This window comes from Pseudoalteromonas sp. SG43-7, assembly GCF_014164295.1.
In the GTDB taxonomy this organism is placed as follows: domain Bacteria; phylum Pseudomonadota; class Gammaproteobacteria; order Enterobacterales; family Alteromonadaceae; genus Pseudoalteromonas; species Pseudoalteromonas rhizosphaerae.
The window spans coordinates 14,436-31,076 of record NZ_JACJEY010000003.1; the positions used below are offsets into that span (position 1 = coordinate 14,436).

General features: G+C 39.7%; 16 protein-coding genes. 4 read left to right on the top strand and 12 right to left on the bottom strand.

The window, feature by feature from the left end; all coding sequences use genetic code 11:
- Positions 1 to 63 precede the first annotated feature (63 nt).
- The 11 genes from ttcA to ccoN form a co-directional block, all read right to left on the bottom strand.
- Positions 64 to 969 carry a tRNA 2-thiocytidine(32) synthetase TtcA gene (gene ttcA / locus H5200_RS01685; protein ID WP_145233494.1) on the bottom strand — a complete coding sequence of 302 codons (906 nt, stop codon included), beginning with the start codon at positions 967 to 969 and terminating at the stop codon, positions 64 to 66.
- A gap of 74 nt (positions 970 to 1,043) precedes the next feature.
- Entirely contained in the window at positions 1,044 to 1,970 is a 927-nt protein-coding gene (gene uspE, locus H5200_RS01690) for a universal stress protein UspE (RefSeq protein ID WP_182760797.1), read from the bottom strand.
- A 92-nt stretch (positions 1,971 to 2,062) separates the two neighbouring features.
- On the bottom strand, positions 2,063 to 2,797 hold the full coding sequence (locus tag H5200_RS01695; protein WP_145233499.1) for an FNR family transcription factor: 735 nt from the start codon (positions 2,795 to 2,797) through the stop codon (positions 2,063 to 2,065).
- Positions 2,798 to 2,838: 41 nt separating this feature from the next.
- The gene (locus H5200_RS01700) at positions 2,839 to 3,510 is read right to left on the bottom strand and encodes a sulfite exporter TauE/SafE family protein (protein ID WP_182718572.1); all 672 of its coding nucleotides are present in this window, start codon (positions 3,508 to 3,510) and stop codon (positions 2,839 to 2,841) included.
- A complete protein-coding gene (gene ccoS, locus H5200_RS01705; RefSeq protein WP_145233504.1) occupies positions 3,503 to 3,670 on the bottom strand; it encodes a cbb3-type cytochrome oxidase assembly protein CcoS in 168 nt (55 codons plus the stop codon). The genes H5200_RS01700 and ccoS overlap by 8 nt, the downstream gene beginning before the upstream one ends.
- Positions 3,667 to 6,042 (bottom strand): heavy metal translocating P-type ATPase, encoded by a 2,376-nt coding sequence (locus tag H5200_RS01710; RefSeq protein WP_182760798.1) that lies wholly within the window; start codon positions 6,040 to 6,042, stop codon positions 3,667 to 3,669. Before H5200_RS01710 ends, ccoS begins: the two co-directional genes overlap by 4 nt.
- 10 nt (positions 6,043 to 6,052) lie before the next feature.
- The gene (locus H5200_RS01715) at positions 6,053 to 6,544 is read right to left on the bottom strand and encodes a FixH family protein (RefSeq protein ID WP_182718574.1); all 492 of its coding nucleotides are present in this window, start codon (positions 6,542 to 6,544) and stop codon (positions 6,053 to 6,055) included.
- 148 nt (positions 6,545 to 6,692) lie between these two features.
- Positions 6,693 to 7,658, bottom strand: a complete 966-nt coding sequence (gene ccoP / locus H5200_RS01720; protein WP_182718575.1) for a cytochrome-c oxidase, cbb3-type subunit III — start codon at positions 7,656 to 7,658, stop codon at positions 6,693 to 6,695.
- Entirely contained in the window at positions 7,655 to 7,840 is a 186-nt protein-coding gene (locus H5200_RS01725) for a cbb3-type cytochrome c oxidase subunit 3 (RefSeq protein ID WP_064667100.1), read from the bottom strand. Before H5200_RS01725 ends, ccoP begins: the two co-directional genes overlap by 4 nt.
- 6 nt (positions 7,841 to 7,846) lie before the next feature.
- Positions 7,847 to 8,521: a cytochrome-c oxidase, cbb3-type subunit II gene (gene ccoO / locus H5200_RS01730; RefSeq protein WP_149982438.1), complete on the bottom strand. Its 675-nt coding sequence runs from the start codon at positions 8,519 to 8,521 to the stop codon at positions 7,847 to 7,849.
- 12 nt (positions 8,522 to 8,533) lie between these two features.
- Entirely contained in the window at positions 8,534 to 9,967 is a 1,434-nt protein-coding gene (gene ccoN, locus H5200_RS01735) for a cytochrome-c oxidase, cbb3-type subunit I (RefSeq protein ID WP_149982386.1), read from the bottom strand.
- 339 nt (positions 9,968 to 10,306) lie between these two features.
- Between ccoN and H5200_RS01740 the strand changes: the two genes are divergently transcribed.
- The 4 genes from H5200_RS01740 to H5200_RS01755 all read left to right on the top strand — a co-directional run bounded on the left by H5200_RS01740 (position 10,307) and on the right by H5200_RS01755 (position 16,332).
- Entirely contained in the window at positions 10,307 to 10,729 is a 423-nt protein-coding gene (locus H5200_RS01740) for a hypothetical protein (protein ID WP_259398507.1), read from the top strand.
- An 821-nt stretch (positions 10,730 to 11,550) separates the two neighbouring features.
- On the top strand, positions 11,551 to 14,241 hold the full coding sequence (locus H5200_RS01745; protein WP_182718576.1) for a TonB-dependent receptor: 2,691 nt from the start codon (positions 11,551 to 11,553) through the stop codon (positions 14,239 to 14,241).
- A 116-nt stretch (positions 14,242 to 14,357) separates the two neighbouring features.
- Entirely contained in the window at positions 14,358 to 15,713 is a 1,356-nt protein-coding gene (locus H5200_RS01750) for a hypothetical protein (protein ID WP_182740239.1), read from the top strand.
- A 70-nt stretch (positions 15,714 to 15,783) separates the two neighbouring features.
- Positions 15,784 to 16,332 (top strand): HPP family protein, encoded by a 549-nt coding sequence (locus H5200_RS01755; protein WP_149982382.1) that lies wholly within the window; start codon positions 15,784 to 15,786, stop codon positions 16,330 to 16,332.
- A gap of 49 nt (positions 16,333 to 16,381) precedes the next feature.
- On the opposite strand, the gene H5200_RS01760 is transcribed toward H5200_RS01755, so the two are convergent.
- A complete protein-coding gene (locus H5200_RS01760) occupies positions 16,382 to 16,633 on the bottom strand; it encodes a DUF3862 domain-containing protein (RefSeq protein WP_149982381.1) in 252 nt (83 codons plus the stop codon).
- Positions 16,634 to 16,641: the final 8 nt, after the last annotated feature.

Sequence of the window (16,641 nt, forward strand, 5' to 3'; positions counted from 1 at the left end):
TTTATCAACGAAAAACAAAAATGCCGCGATATACGCGGCATTTTTATTCTTTAAGTTAATTTGTTAACTTAAATTAATTGTCACAACGTCAGCTGTTTCATCATCGTTGAGTACAGGTTGTTTTGGTATGTCTGGTTTATCAAGCGCAATATCGCCGCCATCAATTACTTCACCGGTTTTTAAGTTGGTGAAATCAAATAACTCATTATCTGCTAGATGCGAAGGCACAACATTTTGCATTGCAGTAAAAATACTCTCAATACGACCAGGGTGCTCAATATCCCACTGTGCAAGCATCGCTTTGGTATGTTTGCGTTGCAGATTTTCTTGTGAGCCACACAGATTACATGGAATGATAGGGTATGCTTGGCTGATAGCATATTGTTCAATATCTGTTTCTTTACAGTAGGCTAATGGACGAATTACCATGTGCTCGCCGTTATCGCTCATTAATTTAGCTGGCATGCTTTTCAGTTTGCCACCATAAAACATATTTAAGAATAGGGTTTCGATCATATCGTCGCGATGATGACCTAAGGCGATTTTAGTGGCCCCCATTTCATTTGCGGTACGATATAAAATGCCGCGACGTAAGCGTGAGCATAGCGAACAGGTTGTTTTACCTTCAGGAATAATATCAGTCACTATACTGTAGGTGTCTTCTTCAACAATTTTGTATTCAATATTCTGAGTGTCTAAATATGCTGGCAATACATGTTCAGGAAAGCCTGGTTGCTTTTGATCAAGGTTAACAACAAACAAATCAAATTTAATAGGTGCAACACGCTGTAAATGCTGCAGCATGTCAAGTAGAGTATAACTGTCTTTTCCACCAGAGAGGCACACCATGATACGGTCGCCTTCTTCAATCATATTGAAGTCCATCACCGCTTGACCGGTTTGACGACGTAAGCGTTTTTGTAACTTAGATAAGCTATGTTGAGCTTTGGCTTGAACAGAATGCGACATTACGCCCCCTTTAGAACTATGGGTAAAATAAAGGGGCGTATTATATGCCTAAAGTTTCAATCAACAAAATTTATTTAATCTTTTGCCAGCGGGCTCACATAGCCATCGGGTTTTAAGGCTAATACGTCACAATCAAGGCTGTCAATAACATGCTCTGCGGTGTTACCTACTAAGGCTGCACTTAATCCAGTGCGGCCAACCGTACCAATTACCACTAATTCACTATTAAGGCGCTTTGCTACATCCGGGATCACGTCCTCTGGTAAACCTTCTTCTATGACACAGTTTTGCTGGGCGATTTGATGACTAGCTGCTAACTCATGGGTTGATTCTATATGGTGTTTTTTAACCGACTCGTTATAAATACTGGGTTTAAACTCAGGGATTTCAATTGCAATGTTTACCGGTGTCGCAGGATAGGCGTTAACGATACTAAGGCTTGCGTTAGCCAGTTCACATAAAAACTGCGCATCTTGAATAATACGATGGTTTAAATCAAGGTGCTGTTGGTTTTCACTTACAGCGTTAACAGCAGCTAAAATATTACCCTGCGAAGGCCAAGCGTGCTCTTTTACCAATAATACCGGGGCTGGGCATTTACGAATTAAATGCCAATCGGTTGGAGTAAAAATTACTGACTTAAGTGTATCGTGCTGGTGAGTTCCTTTTACAACCAAATCAAACTGTTGGTCTATTACCGTATCGATGATCGCTTCATAAGTGCGATTATGCCAAACCACTTGGCTGTTAATATCGACGTCTGGGTAGTGTTGCAAAATTTCATCCAGCCATAACTGACGGTCTTTAACGACGGCATTGCGCATTGCCTCGCGCTCATCGCCAGAGAGCATGGTCGTCATCTCATAGGAAAAATCATAAATGCTCATAAAAGCGGTGATACTGGCACCGGACTTTTTGGCTAATTCGATAGATCGAGATAAACCATGCTGAGACTCAGCGGTTGGATCAATAATGGCGAGTATTTGTTTGATGGTGTTCATAAGCTGCTCCTTTAACTACTTTATAGCTAGAGTGTAACGTATAACGTGAGTAGTTAAAGTAACAGCTAACAACTAGTTGCGCTAGATCAAGTTTATTTTGGGTGGATTGCTGCAGCTGCGGATAACCCATCACTATCTAGAATAGTGATAAATTTACCTTCCACTTTTATTAAAGCAGCTTTTTGAAAACGACTCAGTAAACGACTAATCGTTTCAACGGTTAAACCAAGGTAATTACCAATTTCACCCCGGGTCATGGTAAAGCGAAACTCTTTACGAGAAAACCCGCGTTCGCCAAAGCGATTTGACAAGTTGTAGATAAAACTAGCTAAGCGCTCTTCGGCTGATTTTTTATTCAGTGACAAAAACATTTCTTGGTCGTAGTTAATTTCACTGCTCATCAGGCGCATAATCTGCTGGCGTAGTTTTGGTAATTTACCCGCTAGATCATCAAGTGTTTCAAATGGAATTTCGCATACCATTGAGGTTTCGAGCGCTTGAGAAAAGCTTTGGTGTGCCATTTTATTTATTGCATCAAAGCCGATTAAATCTCCTGCGAGATGAAAGCCAGTAATTTGCTCGTCACCTTGCTCTGAAAGGGTGTAGGACTTAAATGAACCAGAGCGAACAGCAAAAATAGCGTTCAGTGGCGCTCCTGATTCAAAAAGAAAATCCCCTTTATGTAATGGTTTTTTACGCTCAATGATTTCATCAAGTTTATCCATTTCTTGCCCATTGAGGGTAAAAGGTAAGCACAGTTGACTAATACTGCAGTCATTGCAGCTGATTGTGCAATTATTTTTGGCTTTGTTTTGATATAAATCCATTAGTTCAGTCCATTAAATGTTGTCACATTAATTTGTTAAGGTTAATGCAGCAGCTTGTCAGTTGCAATGATAAGTAAATAAATCCCGTACCAAATAAGTACACTGCCCAGTGCTATTCGTGCCCATGGGTGATTTAATACTTTATGTAATACTTGTGCGCCCATGCCGATACTTAACATCGCGGGAAACGTACCAAGCGCGAAAAATAGCATGACTAGAGCGCCATCAAGGGCTGTGTTGCTGGTCATCGCCCAGGTTAGCGCTGAATAAACTAAACCACAGGGTAACCAACCCCATAATGCGCCATAAGCCATTGCTTTAGGTAATGAGTTGATTGGCATTATAAAACGATTTAGTTTTACCAAGTGCTGCCACACCAAGGTTTTCCCTAGCGATTCCAGCCATTGTAAGCTTGCGCCTAACCGCATGATATACAAGCCAACCAAAATCATAAACAGGCCACTTAAAAACGCTAAAATTAACGCGAACCAATGACTTTGGGTGGCAAAATGGCTGCTGATCCCAGCAACGAGCGCCCCTGCGAGCATATAACTGCCGGCACGACCGATGTTATACGCAATGGAGTACTGCAATGGCCGGGTTTTATCTGTGGCTAATTGTAAGGAGCTGGCAATACCACCACACATTGCGATGCAATGTCCGCTGCCAATAAGGCCCATGATAAAAGCGCTGAAAAATAAGGGGTCAATCATTACTTTTTTTGTGCTGCTCTTTATCATCTTCAAACAAAATGCTGTGACCTTGTTTGTTTAAATCTGAAAATTGTTCACCGCGAACGGCCCAAAAAAACACCCCAATCGCGATCAGTACAAATAAAATAGCAATTGGAACTAGAATATAAATTATACTCATAATTTTAATAACCTTAGTGAGTTACTGATCACTATGATGGAACTGGCAGACATCCCAATCACAGCCATCCAAGGTGCAACTAGGCCTAATGCCGCAAGCGGTAAGATTGAACCATTATAGAGCAATGAAAGCGCTAAATTTTGCTTTATTATTCGGCGTGTTTTTTTCGATACCGTCAATAAATGCTCTATAGCGGCTAAATCACTATTGAGTAATACCACATCAGCGGTGTTTTTGGAAATATCAGCGCCAGTTTCCATTGCGATAGATAAATGCGCGCTATTAAACACTGGACTGTCGTTGACACCATCTCCTACCATAGCAACAATTTCACCTTGGCTTGACCACAGCTTCACTTCGCTTTGTTTATCCTCTGGTAGACAGCCTACTTTAAAGCTATCAAGTTTGAGCTTCTTAGCAATTTGTTGCCCTGCATTTGAGGCGTCCCCAGTTAGCATGTGGCAGGTTAAGCCTTGCTGTTGTAAAGAGGTAATTAAGTTTGCAGCATTACTTTTTACTTCATCTACAAAGTAAAAATTAGCAACCGGTTGTTGATCAATGTAGAACGTTGCTTGAGCATTACTTTTTTTACTGTTGAACCAACCACTTTTACCAATTGCATAGTTATGATTGTCATCTTCACCGGTGATGCCACAGCCAGGATGAATTTTAATATTCGTTAAGTCGCGCTGTGTGGGTGTGAACTCATTAAATGCAGTCGCAATAGGGTGTTCGGAGTAACTTTCAAGTTGCGCTGCAAGAGCCAAAATCTGTTTTTTAGATAAAGAATTTGCTAATAAGTCCACAGCATCTAGGCTAAAACGCCCCTGTGTTAACGTGCCTGTTTTATCAAAAGCAACGCGCGTTAATTGTGGTAGTGTTTCTAGCACATGAGACTGCTTAATGAGTATTCCTTTGCGGGTTAAGGTAGCCACCGCGCAGGTTAAGGCGGTTGGAATTGCTAAACTTAGCGCACATGGGCAAGTTGCAACAAGGACCGCAATGGTGATCCAAAAGGCATGTTCAGGGTCAACTTGATACCAGCCGATGGCGGTAAGTGAGGCAAATACCAGCAAGCAGGCAACAAACCACTGTGCCACTTTGTCGGTGATTTCCACCAGTTTAGGACGGGTGGCAAGCGCACTGTGCTGCAATTTAATTATTTGGTTTAAAAGAGTATTTTGACCAATTTTATTGATAAGGATTTCAATTACACCATCATGATTCACGGTACCGGCAAAAACTTGATGATCAATGTACTTACTAACTGGTAAATGCTCACCTGTCATCATTGCTTCATCAACGGTGGTGCTGCCAGTGCAAATAACACCATCTGCAGGAATTGTTTCTCCGGCTTTAATTAAGACTCGGTCACCGAGTTTTAATTTTTTAGCTGCAATAATATGTTCGTGGCCGTTTTCATCCAAAGTACGGGCTGTAAGTGGTAATAACTTTTGTAAGTTAGCAGTAAACTCACTGGCTTTCAGTCGAGCCCTAAACTCTAAATATTTACCTAGCAATAATAAGAAGGTGAACATACAAATTGATTCAAAATACACTTCGCCCACGGCCATCACGGTGGCGTAACTACTTGCGCCATATGCGCCAAAAATAGCCAGGGATACAGGAAGATCCATGTTTAACTGCTTGGCTTTTAAGCCATTAATTGCATTAGTTAAAAAGGGCATAGCACTGTATAAAATAACCGGTGAAGCGAGTATTAAGCTGATCCATCGAAAATACTGTTCAAAGTTTTCTTCCATACCAGAAAACATGCCAAAGTACATGGCGAAAGCAAACATCATCACCTGCATGGTCATTAAGCCTGCTACGCCGAGCCTGCGTATATACGCTTTGGCAACTAGCTGCTTTTGACTTGCTTCAACATCGACTTGAAACGGGTAGGCCTTGTAGCCAATTTCTAATAACGATTTGATAATGTCGCTTAATGGTGTCTGATCTTTATGCCATTGGATCATCGCGCGGTTTGTTGATGTATTTACGTCAACGCGTTTGATTGCGGGTATGTTTAACAGTTGCCTTTCAATCAACCATGCACAGGCAGCGCAAGTGATCCCTTCAACGGTCAATAACACTTCACTGATATCGTTAGTTTGAGAAATAAACTCGTCTTGAATATCTGGGTTATCGTAACTACTAATAAATGCTAATTGCTCAGGAACTAGCTGTTCTACTTTACCAGCGCGCACGGTTCTGAATTTATAATAATCGGTCATGCCTTGAGCAACAATCGTCTCGGCAACGGTTTGACAGCCTATGCAACACATCGGTTGCGCGCTACCGTCTATAACAACAGTAGCGTTAAAACCCGATGGTACACTTTCAAGGCAATGAAAGCAGTTATTAGACATGATGGGGTGACTACTTATATTCAGGACTTATGGCAATACTTTGCTCACTTGGCAAAGTGATGTTTTCTTTTAATTTCCAGCTACCGTCTATCGGCTCAATAAATACAGTATAAGCACCATCAGTATATGGTTCGACAATTGCTGTAAATTCACCATTCGCATTTGGGGTTAAATGAGTACTAAAGTCATGAGCCTGAATCGTTCGGTGATAAAACGATAGTTTTAATGAGTGGATATTACTGGTGTCCCCCTTATTGAATTTAAAGCTGACTTTATCAGCTTCGATTAGCAAGTCACCATGTAAATATAACGCTTTAGCTTTCTCGAATTTGCTCAGTTCTAAGTTAATTGCTTTGCCTTTTTTATAGTAATCATCAACCACCATATCAGGACCATTGCCGATCGCAGTTATAAAAAGGGAAATACAACCAATGATGGCAACTAGCGGAAAAAAGATTAAGAACCACGGCCAGAAATTTTTATACCAAGGAGTAGGGGTCATAAATACACTTAATTAGTTTACGATAAGGGCATTTTATAGGATTTAAGTTGAAAAAACTAAAAAAAAGCCTCCAGATGGAGGCTTTTTTGATCTGAATTAATCTATTGAATTAAAACATTAAAATATAAACATTCTATTAACGTTTTAGTTATTTATCTTGCGATAAACTATAAACGTATGCAGTTAATAGATGAATTTTTTCTTCACCTAAAATGTCTTTCCAAGCTGGCATAACACCGGCACGACCGTTGTTAAGTGTTTCTTCAACAGCACGTTGAGAACCACCATATAGCCAGATGTTATCAGTTAAGTTAGGTGCACCAAACGGTAAATTATGTGCAACTGAACCTTTACCATCAGCACCATGACACGCGGCACACATTGCAAACTTAGCTGCACCTGCGGCTGCGTCTTTTTGGTTAACGGTACGACCTGATAAACTTAGTACATGAGCAGTCATTTCTTTAACGCCTTGCTCACCCAATGCAGCACCCCAAGGTGGCATTGCAGCAATACGACCATGTAACAGTGTTTCTTTGATTTTATCTGGCGTGCCACCGTACAACCAATCTTTATCAGTTAGGTTAGGGAAGCCTTGACCACCACGGGCATCAGAACCATGACACTGCGAACAGTTTTGTGCGAATAAACGCTGGCCAATTTCCAGTGCTTTTTCATCAGTAACAAGCGTTTCGATATCTTGCTGAGCATAAGCGGCAAAAATAGGACCAAAACGCTCATCTGCAGCTTCATATTCTTTATCAAGCTTTACAAATTCACCATTCGCTTTGGCTTCTTCAACTGCTTTTTTAGATTCAGCTAAAGAGGTAATACCTTGGTTAGAGCTACTCCATTTAGCAATACCTTCCCAATTACCTAAACCTGGGTATGCTGCTAAGTAGTAAACTGACCATACAAATGTTGCAAAGAACATGTAAGTCCACCACTTAGGTAGCGGATTATTTAGTTCTTCAATACCATCAAATTCGTGCCCGCAGCTTTCACCTTCTTTAACACCAGTGTAGTTTGTTAAATTCCACACTAGTAAGCCAAAAATGATAAATAAGCATGCAAGGGTTAATACAATAACCCATATACTCCAAAAGCTAGTCATTTCTCAGACCCCTTTTCCTCGTTAGAGATTGTATCGTTGTGTTTTTTCTCATCTTCAAAGATGACATTAGCGGCGTCTTTAAAACGAGTTTTACTACGCTTGCTATATGCCCACACAACAATGACAATAAATAGTACTAAAATTACCAGAGTTAAAATGCCTCTGTATGTTCCGTAATCCATAATTAATTACTTCAAGTGCGTGCCAAGTTGTTGCAAATAAGCGATAAGGGCTTGTATTTCTGTCGCACCTTTACCGTCATTCATTGCATCAACTTTAGCAACATCAGCGATTAGTTCTTCATCACTACCATATCCTAAACCAGGGTGAGCTGGGTTTTGTGGATTAATAGCAAATGTATCACGGAAAATTTTAAGCTTTTTCAGAGTAAGGCTAGTGTCAACACGATCCTCTGCTAACCAAGGGAAACCTGGCATGTTTGACTCAGGAACCACAGCACGTGGATTCACTAAGTGAGCATAATGCCAGTCATCCGAGTAACGTTTACCTACGCGTGCTAGGTCAGGACCAGTACGTTTAGAACCCCATTGAAATGGGTGATCCCATACTGATTCACCAGCAACAGAGTAGTGACCGTAACGTTCTACTTCATCACGGAAAGGGCGGATCATTTGTGAGTGACAGTTATAACAACCTTCACGTACATAGATATCGCGGCCTTCCATTTCCAGCGCGTTTAGTGGACGTAAACCATCCACTGGCTTTGTTGTATCGTCTTGGAACATCAGTGGAGTGATCTCTACTAATGCGCCGAAGCTGATAGCAAAAACAGTCAAGATAGCCATAAGGCCGATATTTTTTTCGACTATTTCATGTTTGTTTTGTGAATTTTTATTGCTCATCATCTCACTCCGTTATGCTAATTGTGCTTGCGCATCTAATTTCAACGAATCATTCTTCGCTGAAATTGTACGGTAAACGTTATAAGCCATAACCAGCATGCCTGTGACGATGAATACACCGCCTAAGAAGCGCATAACATAGAAAGGATGTGATGCTTGTAGCGACTGTACAAAGCTGTACATTAATGTACCGTCGGCATTTACTGCACGCCACATTAGACCTTGCATAACACCTGAGATCCACATTGCTACAATGTAAAGTACAACACCCACAGTGTGTAACCAGAAGTGTGTATTAACAAGTTTCACGCTATACATACGACCTTGTGAAAATAACGCAGGGATAAGGTGGTAAATAGCACCGATAGAAATCATTGCAACCCAACCAAGCGCACCAGAGTGAACGTGGCCAACAGTCCAATCAGTGTAATGAGAAAGAGCATTAACTGATTTAATTGCCATCATTGGGCCTTCGAAGGTCGACATACCATAGAAAGACAACGATACAACTAAGAAACGTAGTACTGGATCAGTACGTAGTTTATGCCATGCACCAGATAACGTCATGATACCGTTGATCATACCACCCCAAGATGGAACGAATAAGATGATTGACATCACCATACCTAAACTTTGTGTCCAATCAGGAAGTGCAGTGTAGTGTAAGTGGTGAGGACCAGCCCAGATATACAGTGATATCAATGCCCAAAAGTGAACAACTGATAAACGGTATGAATAAACTGGACGACCAGCTTGTTTAGGCACGAAATAATACATCATACCCAAGAAACCAGCTGTTAATAGGAAACCTACAGCGTTATGACCGTACCACCACTGAACCATAGCATCTACTGCACCGGCGTAGATTGAGTATGACTTAGTCAGTGATACTGGTACTGCCATGCTGTTAACAATATGAAGTACTGCAACAGTAATGATAAAGCCAGCATAGAACCAGTTAGCAACATAGATATGAGACACTTTACGTTTAGCAATGGTGCCCATAAATACAACTGCATAGGTAACCCAGACAATAGCGATTAGAATATCGATTGGCCACTCAAGCTCAGCATATTCTTTTGAACTTGTTATACCTAGAGGTAGAGTGATAACCGCAAGTACGATAACTAACTGCCAGCCCCAAAATGTAAAGGCGGCTAATTTGTCGGAAAGAAGGCGCGTTTGACAAGTACGTTGAACAACATAATAAGATGTTGCAAAAAGTGCACTGGTACCAAATGCGAAAATAACTGCGTTCGTGTGTAACGGACGTAGTCGAGAGTATGTTAACCATGGTGTATCAAAGTTAAGTGCTGGCCAAGCTAATTGGGCAGCAATCAGAACCCCAATACTCATGCCAACGATGCCCCAAATCACTGTCATAATAGCGAATTGGCGTACAACCTTATAGTTGTACTCAGTTTGTGATGCTACTGTTTGGCTCATTTTCTGGCTTCCGCTGCAATAAATGCGTTTAGAAATGAATTACCCACTTTATAAAGTGGGGCCTACTATTATTCTCAAGTATGTTATCAAAAAACCCTCAATGCCTTGACTGCTTCAGAAAACAAACTCGAGAAACCCTTATTTTTGCGGGGAAATGATAAAATTTTTGGCCTAAAAAAGATAGGTCAATTGCATAAAATTATGACATCAATCAATTTTTCACATGCAGTTGGCTATTTTTTGACACACTTTTGTACATTTGTGTAAGAATTTTGTTCAGTGGTTGTATTTTAACAGTACGCTGATTAGTATCGGCCTTTAATTTATCTAAGGAATACTATGCCAATTAAGCTTTTAGTTGTGTTTTTAAGCGCATTGCATATGTTAATGGCGTGTGGCCCACAACCGCTAAGTATAGAAGCGCAAACCCAAGATGCAAGTTGTCGGCCAAATCAGTTATGCGAGTATGATAATCAGGTGAAAATTTGGTTGAGTGAGCAACAAATAACACCAGAGACGCCTTTTGAAATACATTTATCGTTACCAAGCACATTGTTAGTTCACAGTGCTAAGCTTGAAGGTATCACTATGTATATGGGATATATTCCAGTGTTGTTTGAGCCGCGTAATGATATTTTAGTCGCGCAAGGTATGGTTGGCATTTGTTCCGAGCGTAATATGACCTGGAAGTTGACACTCGAAGTTAAAAATCCACAGGGCCAATTTAAGCAGATATTTTATTACTTTGATGCGATTTATTGATATCAGTTTAATTCATATTAAATCGGATTGTTGGTTAAGAAGTTTGCTACCCGAAGCTTAGAGTATAGAGTTACGAACGTTCGTTATCAATTATTCTACCCATCCATACACGCAATTTTTGGTACCTTCATTAGCTAAGTATTAGCTGACTTCATGCATTAATAATGCACTGGACCCATTTTTTAATTGAACCTTTAACTCATCAAAACACTTCAAAGCAATATTTACTGAAATAAGACGCTAAATATTAAGTTGAGTATCTATTTGTAAATCAGAGTTTTCAGTTTAAGTCTCGCCTCGTTTTTATATTTTCAGTTAAATTTATAGAGTGCGCATAAAACCACCTTATTTTGACATTAAGCTGCAATGAACAAAGCTAAAAACCACTACATTGCTATCAAAAAAGTTGCATAGAGCTTAAATACGCAAAATTATTGCATAACTATGGTTAGCAGTTGTTGGTCAGTTTTGCAGTTTTAATAAAATGATGTGATTAACTTGTGAAATTTTCTGATTTAGGTATTTTTTATACGTTAATTACATATAATTACAAAATCCATTAGTTTGATTTCATACATGTTTAAAATGTTTTTGTTTGTCCTTAAGTTTATGAACTTAAAGTGTATTAACTAGTTAACAATGAAACATTCATTAACTAACGTACCTGTTGCAGGTTTATCAATAATCGCAAAGATAATTATTGACCACTCATTCAGATTTCATTCAGTTAAATCCGCCTAAGTTGCCATCGCTGACTCGATATTCTCAAATAAAACGAGCGCTACCTGAGCAAGGTATTTCTCCAACAAGTAGGGTTTCACATGAAAAAATCTATGATTGGCTTAGCTGTTGTCACAGCTATTCCTATGTTTTCAACAATGCAAGTAGCAGCAGCTGAAAATGCGGCGCAAACTATCGAAAAAATTCAAGTAACGGGTTCTCGCATTAAGCGTTCAGATATGGAAACCGCTAGCCCAGTTACATTAATTGGCGCCGATGATATTAAAGCAATGGGTGCAACAAGCATCGATAGCGTATTACAAAAGATGACCGCTACAGGCGGCGCAATGACAAACCCTGGTGTTAATAATGGATCTGGCGGTAACGCATCGATTAACCTTCGCGGTTTAGGTTCTCAACGTACTTTAGTGCTTGTTAACGGTCGTCGTATGATCAACTCAGGGACTGGTGCAGCGTCTACCGTTGATTTAAACACTATTCCAGTATCAATGATCAAGCAAATTGAAGTACTTAAAGATGGTGCTTCTGCTGTTTATGGTACTGATGCTGTGGCAGGTGTTGTAAACATCATCCTTAAAAATGACTTTGAAGGTTTAGATTTAAATGTAAACACTGCAATGACTTCAAAGCATGATGCAACTGAAAATTCAATTGATTTTACAGTTGGTACTTCTTTTGATAAAGGTAACATTGTTTTTGGTGCTCAGTACACTAATCGTGGCCAAGCAAGCCAAAGTGATCGTGACTTCTCAAGCTGCCCACTACTAGAAGGCGCAAATGGCCTATATTGTGGTGGTTCTTCATTCAGCGAAGGTGGACACATTCAAAGTAATGTGACGGCTGATATCTTAAATAAAGATGGTGAATTAGAGAAGACGGGTGTTGCTGACGACAGTGGTTTAAGTGGACTAGGCGGTACTTTACATCGCTACACAACAGCAGCTGATGCATACAACTACTCAAAAAGTAGCTATTTATATACACCAATGAATCGTTTAAATATTACGGGTCTTGGTACATATGAACTTACCGACGATACAAATTTCTTCAGTGAATTCACTTATACTAAACGTTGGTCAGAGCAGCAGTTAGCTCCACAACCAATTAACTTTGCATTTAACTACGATCCAAGCACTATGGGCAATAGCTTATTAGGCCAAACGTATGATAAACGTCAAGTTGTTAATAATGCGTTTGTAGAAGATGCAAATGGTGATTATGTTACAACGCCAACCAACTACGCTGCAGGTGACCCAATTAGCTACCGTCGTCGTATGAGCGAAAGTGGTACTCGTAACTACACCCAAACTGTAGATACTGTGCGCATAGTTGTTGGTGCTGAAGGTGTAATTAATGATTACTCTTGGGATCTTTCTGCAAATTTTGGTCGTAACGATTCAGTAAGTAAAACCAGCAATCTTCACAATGTTTCGGCGTTAAAAGCGGCCGTAGATGCTGGCACATTTAATCCTTTAAATGAAGCTGATTGGGCTCAAGCAAATGTAAATCCTTATATTTACAAAGAACAAGAATCAGGTGGCAGCCAGTTATTTATCGTTGCTGGTTCACTGTCTGGTGAGATGTTTGAACTACCTGCAGGTTATGCTGCATTTGCTGCTGGCGTAGAGCATCGTCAAGAAAAAGCATGGCAAGATCCTGACTCAATTGCTGCACAAGGTCTAGGTAATGATCCTCGTATCGATCCAACAAGTGGCGGCTTTGATGTTGATGAAGCTTATGTCGAATTTGCAATTCCATTATTAGCAGATGCACCTTTAGCGCAAAGTGTTGAATTAAGTGCGGCAATTCGTGCTTTTGATTACAGCACCTTTGGTTCAGATAATACTTGGAAGTTAGGTTTAACTTGGAGAGCAACAGACGAGCTAATGATGCGTGCTGTGCGTTCAACAGCTTTCCGTGCACCTACTGTTGATGAATTGTATTCTGGTAAAGCAATATCTTATGATGGTGTAACTTACCCTGGCGCAGACGATCAAGCTGAAGTTACTGTTGGTGGTAATACAGCTTTAACTCCAGAAGAAGCTGATACATTAACATTCGGTATTGTGTATGAGCCTGAGTGGATTAGCGGCTTTTCAATGACAGTAGATTACTACGATATTGAAATTGAAAATGCGATCAGTACTTACACTAGTCAATTCGTTGTTGATCAATGTATTAATCCTAGCGGCACAGGTACTACACTGTGTGAAAATACCGGTGCATTTATACGTCCAGATGGTCGTATAGTATTTAATAACCAGTTACGTAATATCGGTTCTGAAAAAACATCAGGTATTGATTTAAACTTAGCGTATTCATTTGATGCATTAGGTGTAGCTTGGAAAGCAGGCTTAGATACAACATATTTAGACGAGTATGTAGTAGACACTGGTGCTGTGATTGATTACCAAGGCTACGTTACAAATGGTAGCGGTGGTTTTGCAGATCTTAAGTCAAACTTCCACCTTACAGCAAGCAGTGATAGCTGGGATGCAACGTATGAAGCCCGTTATATTGCCGGAATGGATAGCTTTACATGTCGTAATGAACCGGGTAAATGTATTGCACCAACGACTCCATCTATTGTATACCACGATATAAGTGGCTCATATATGATAAATGATATCGTGAGTGTTTCAGCTGGTGTAAATAACTTATTTGATAAACAACCACCTTATTACTCAGGTAACTACGATTCAAATACTGATCCGTTCACATATGATGTATTAGGTCGTCGTTTCTTTGCTGGTGTGAATGTTAAACTTTAATCAGTAAGTAACTTTGATTTTATCTAAGGCCTAGTTTTTACTAGGCCTTTTTTTATTGAACAAATGAAAGTGTGGCAGTAAACTAGAGGCATCTTTTTACTTATTAGGAGAGCTGATTGCTAAAACAGGATGAAAACTTATCCTTTATAATTGAACCTGAATTGAGCCCGCGCTCTGAACAGCGCATTGATATGTATTTTTCTATTCCGAATGAAATGGGCATCAATCCGCAAACGTTAACAGAAGAATCGTATTTTAATAACCACTTCAAATCGTATTTAGCGTATAACGCCAATAATATCCATTTACCTTTAGTGCGCAGTCGCTTTGTTAGTAAAAATAAAGGTGAACAACAAGACTATCGGCAAAACCTCAATTTGTATTGTTATCAAGTCCGCCTAGCGATTGATACCGATATCAAAGATACCTTGAAGATTGAAGAAGTTGATGAGTTTTATCAGCGCGCTATTGAATTATGTGAACAAAGTCAAAGCTTACTTAAAAAACTAAGGCGTTACACACCAGATGATGAAAAACTGATCTCGTTTTATACCAATGCAGATAACTATCTGAGTTGGCATATTGAGCAGTCGTTTTTAAAATTACTTGACGAAGGGCCTCGTAGCAGTGATTTCGCGAAAGAGCGTAATGATCTGATGAATTTTTGTAAAGCCGAGCAAGATTATCGACATGAGCTGCAATATAACTCGGAATCAACCCTTCAGGATGCAAACCGGATCACCAATAAGATGCGTCTTTTACAGCGTTTGATTGAGCATGGTGTGGTGTTAAATCGTAATACTCGTTACCTTAATAGTTATTTAAAACGATTGGTTAAAGGAACCGTTACAGCGATTATAATGGCGCTTGTTATGGTTGTGGTTCTGAATGCGCGGATCTCATTTACCGAAGTGACTGCGACATTAGTGATCATTTTGGGCGCTATTTACGGGATGCGAGAAATTTTTAAAGAAGACATAACACGAGTTATTTGGCGAGCCATTGTGAAAGGGCGGCCAAAATGGCGGTTTCAATTTCGAAATAGTGTAACCAAAGATAAAATAGCTACACAATACATCTGGCTTGAATATACACGCTTTAAACATATTCCAGAGGATGTACGAAAAATATTTTCAAAACGACGTCAACAAAATAAACAAGCAGCGCAATGGCTGCACTTTGCCAGTGAAATTCGGGTTAATGCAAAAGAGTTTTTACCTGGTTATGATAGCTTGCAACAGACCTTGCAGTTTAGTTTAGCGGCGTTTGCGCGGAACTTAAAAAAAGGCGAAGGTAAACTGTATCATCTTGATAGTAATAAAATATCAAAACAAAGTGTGGAGCGCCGCTATCAACTAAATGTAGTGCTTTCATATCAAAATGACGAAGAGATAAAGTATCAGCGTTATAAAATCACTTTAAATAGAAGTAAAATTGTTAGTATTGAGCTTATTTATAGCGAAATGGAATAAAAGTTGTCGTCGATTTTCTTATCTATCAGGTATTATCTCCCTCATTTTACACAGCTTGAGGGGAAGTGATATGCGCTTTCTGATTTCCAGGATGGCCGCAACCAGTCAATGTCCACCACGTAAACCAATGAGTAAAATTATGTGGTCTTTACTTGGGTCATTTTTGGGCATTTATTTGGTTGCTATAATTGGTAAAAGTTTACAGTTTGATCCGTTAACTAATTTATTTTTAATTGGTTCTTTAGGTGCAACTGCAGTGCTTGTTTACGGTGCGCCATTAGCGGAGTTTTCTCAGCCGCGCAATCTTATTGGCGGTCATGCTCTCAGCGCGTTGGTAGGTGTGACTGTGGCAAAACTGCTAACTGCTGATTTAATGTTGGCAAGTGCTTTGGCTGTATCATTATCAGTTGCAGTTATGCACTTAACACGTACTTTGCATCCTCCCGGTGGCGCTACTGCATTGATTGCGGTTATTGGTGGTAATGGTATACAACAGCTTGGTTATTACTATGTGCTTAGCCCTGTGTTGTTTGGTACGACAATTATGCTGTTAGTTGGGTTGCTAGTTAATAATTTATCACGCAATCCTAAACGTCATTATCCTGTTTATTGGTGGTAATAACATTAAGTCAGTAGGTAGTAAGTTTGTTACTACCTACTGCAATGGTTTATTTTTCTAAACCAGTTTTACTGTACAAAGATACTTTGTTTGACACTAAGGTTATTTCAATGTTTTTACTGTCATCGCCCCATGTACAATTTGTGTGTAGGGTTTTTTCAACACAATTATCAGCACTGCCTAAAATAGCTTCTACTGCAGTTTTATCCATGCCAATTTCGATTTTTTCGTAGTTCTCTAAGCTTACTTTTGAGCAAGCTGCTAGGCTTAATGCTGCAGCAATAATTAAAAGCTTTTTCATTCGGTCAT

Coding starts and splice junctions, on each gene's coding strand:
- ttcA (WP_145233494.1), bottom strand. CDS start 969: ATGTCGCATTCTGTTCAAGCCAAAGCTCAACATAGCTTATCTAAGTTA.
- uspE (WP_182760797.1), bottom strand. CDS start 1,970: ATGAACACCATCAAACAAATACTCGCCATTATTGATCCAACCGCTGAG.
- H5200_RS01695 (WP_145233499.1), bottom strand. CDS start 2,797: ATGGATTTATATCAAAACAAAGCCAAAAATAATTGCACAATCAGCTGC.
- H5200_RS01700 (WP_182718572.1), bottom strand. CDS start 3,510: ATGATTGACCCCTTATTTTTCAGCGCTTTTATCATGGGCCTTATTGGC.
- ccoS (WP_145233504.1), bottom strand. CDS start 3,670: ATGAGTATAATTTATATTCTAGTTCCAATTGCTATTTTATTTGTACTG.
- H5200_RS01710 (WP_182760798.1), bottom strand. CDS start 6,042: ATGTCTAATAACTGCTTTCATTGCCTTGAAAGTGTACCATCGGGTTTT.
- H5200_RS01715 (WP_182718574.1), bottom strand. CDS start 6,544: ATGACCCCTACTCCTTGGTATAAAAATTTCTGGCCGTGGTTCTTAATC.
- ccoP (WP_182718575.1), bottom strand. CDS start 7,658: ATGACTAGCTTTTGGAGTATATGGGTTATTGTATTAACCCTTGCATGC.
- H5200_RS01725 (WP_064667100.1), bottom strand. CDS start 7,840: ATGGATTACGGAACATACAGAGGCATTTTAACTCTGGTAATTTTAGTA.
- ccoO (WP_149982438.1), bottom strand. CDS start 8,521: ATGAGCAATAAAAATTCACAAAACAAACATGAAATAGTCGAAAAAAAT.
- ccoN (WP_149982386.1), bottom strand. CDS start 9,967: ATGAGCCAAACAGTAGCATCACAAACTGAGTACAACTATAAGGTTGTA.
- H5200_RS01740 (WP_259398507.1), top strand. CDS start 10,307: ATGCCAATTAAGCTTTTAGTTGTGTTTTTAAGCGCATTGCATATGTTA.
- H5200_RS01745 (WP_182718576.1), top strand. CDS start 11,551: ATGAAAAAATCTATGATTGGCTTAGCTGTTGTCACAGCTATTCCTATG.
- H5200_RS01755 (WP_149982382.1), top strand. CDS start 15,784: ATGCGCTTTCTGATTTCCAGGATGGCCGCAACCAGTCAATGTCCACCA.
- H5200_RS01760 (WP_149982381.1), bottom strand. CDS start 16,633: ATGAAAAAGCTTTTAATTATTGCTGCAGCATTAAGCCTAGCAGCTTGC.